Genomic DNA, 2,080 nt, shown 5'->3' with positions numbered 1-2,080 from the left:
GATTAAAGTCATCAACGACATTGAACGTGCGAAAACGACGGCCACAGGCCAGCGCATCATGCATAAAATCGACAGACCAGCTCTGGTTCAGCGCTTCTGGCGTAGCCAGTGGTGAGGGATTGCGTACCGGCAGTCGTTGTTTGCCCTTACGGCGAAAATTCAGCTTCAGCAGACAGTAAATACGGTGGAGCCTTTTGTGATTCCACGAGTATCCTTGCCGTCGCAGAATCTGGAAAAGCTTCGGAAAGCCGTATCGCGGGTATCGCTCAGCCGCAGCCTGCAGGGCGGCAATAACGGGTTCATCACGCGTGGTATCCGGGCGGTAATGGTAAACCGTTCTGCTCAGGTTCAGACTCCGGCAGGCCTGACGGATACTGAGTCCGAATGTCGTTATCAGATGAGTGACCAGCTCACGCTTAAAGGCTGGTTTTAAAGCTTTTTTTCGATAACGTCTTTCAGCGCCCGGTTCTCCAGACTCAGGTCAGCAAACATCTGTTTGAGACGGCGGTTCTCGTCCTCAAGATCCTTGATTTTTTTAATATCAGAAGCCTCCATGCCGCCGTATCTGGACTTCCAGTTAATGGGATGGACTACCTCCTCCCTCTGAGGTTAACTGAACAAAATATACTCAGCAGGAGCATTATCATGAATGTTATCTATCTCGGTATTGATCTGGCTAAAAATGTTTTTCAGCTTTGTGGATTAAATCAGGCGGGTAAACCGGTTTATAAAAAACGCACTGATCGTAAAACGTTACTACAGACCGTCGCGAATATTCCGGCCTGCCTGATTGGTGTGGAAGCCTCCACGGGCGCATTTTACTGGCAGCGTGAGTTCGAAAAACTGGGACATAAGGTAAAAGTGATCAGTCCCCAGTATGTAAAACCCTTTGTCCGCGGGCAAAAAAATGACGGTAATGATGCACAGGCTATCGCAATTGCTCTGATGCAACCAACAATGCAATTCGTACCACCCAAAAGCCCGGAACAGCAGGATATTCAGGCTCTGCACCGGGCAAGACAGCGTATTGTTAATCACCGAACTGCGACAGTCTGTCAAATCAGAGGACTGCTGCTTGACCGTGGAATAACAATCGGTGCGGCTGTCTCCAGAGTTCGTCACGCTGTTCCGCTGATTCTGGAAGACGCAGAAAATGGTCTTAGTGCCAGAATGCGCAGAACGATCGCAGAACTCTATGATCTTTTTAACGATCTTGGTCGTCGTATCAACTTTTTTGATAAAGAAATTGATACTGTTTTCCGACAATCTGAAGCTTGTCAGCGGATTGCCAAAGTTAAAGGTATTGGCCCTAAAACAGCTACTGCAGTTGTTGCTGCGATCGGCAAAGGAACTGAATTCAAAAATGGCCGTCATTTCTCAGCCTGGTTGGGACTAGTACCAAGGCAGCACTCCAGTGGTGACAGACAGGTGCTAATGAACATGACCAAAAAAGGCGATAAGCACCTGCGAACCTTATTTATTCATGGAGCCCGGGCAGTCGTTAGAGTGGCTGCAAATAATAATGAGGGTTACTTAAATCAATGGGTTAATCAGCTAAAAGAACGACGAGGATTTAACAAAACAACCGTTGCAGTCGCCAATAAAAATGCCCGAATTATTTGGTCAATTCTTCACAATGAAACAGAGTACAGACCGGCAGTGTAATAGCATACCTTTAAAAGTTGCAAAGTATTGAAAAATGGCCACTGGTTGAACCTGCACGATCGGAACCTGACTATTATATTGGCCTTCGTGGCCGTCCAGTTGTTGAGGCGATTGTGTGCGGATTTCCCATTTGGGCACAGATATTTCTGATGCCGGATAGATGTAAGCAACAACCTAAAACCTGATTCAGTACTTGCAAAACGGAGGTAGTCCATAGATGTAGTAGGTGGCTTCAGAGATACCGGCCTCCCGGCAGACATCTTTAACGGTTCGTCCGGCTTCAACTGACTTAATCACAGCGATGATCTGATGCTCAGTAAAACGGGCTTTACGCATAGCGATCTCCTTCGTTGGCAGATTGATTATGCCGGATGATCTCTAAATATGAATGGCACGATTATGCGGGATACTTACA

General features: G+C 47.0%; 1 protein-coding gene and 2 pseudogenes. 1 reads left to right on the top strand and 2 read right to left on the bottom strand.

The window, feature by feature from the left end:
* Positions 1-579 (bottom strand): annotated as a pseudogene (locus FEK42_RS22730) (IS3 family transposase); the annotation flags it as partial.
* 66 nt (positions 580-645) lie between these two features.
* On the opposite strand from FEK42_RS22730, the gene FEK42_RS22725 reads away from it, so the two are divergent.
* A complete protein-coding gene (locus FEK42_RS22725; RefSeq protein WP_135381310.1) occupies positions 646-1,665 on the top strand; it encodes an IS110 family transposase in 1,020 nt (339 codons plus the stop codon).
* A gap of 219 nt (positions 1,666-1,884) precedes the next feature.
* Here the strand turns inward: FEK42_RS22725 and FEK42_RS22720 are convergent.
* Positions 1,885-2,001: pseudogene (locus tag FEK42_RS22720) on the bottom strand (transposase); the annotation flags it as partial.
* Positions 2,002-2,080: the final 79 nt, after the last annotated feature.

It is taken from the genome of Escherichia sp. E2748 (assembly GCF_005781125.1).
Classification (GTDB): Bacteria; Pseudomonadota; Gammaproteobacteria; order Enterobacterales; family Enterobacteriaceae; genus Escherichia.
This window is presented reverse-complemented; position numbering and strand designations above follow the sequence as displayed.

Excerpts from the sequence above, each read along its gene's own strand:
- FEK42_RS22725 (WP_135381310.1), top strand. The coding sequence starts at position 646 with ATGAATGTTATCTATCTCGGTATTGATCTGGCTAAAAATGTTTTTCAG.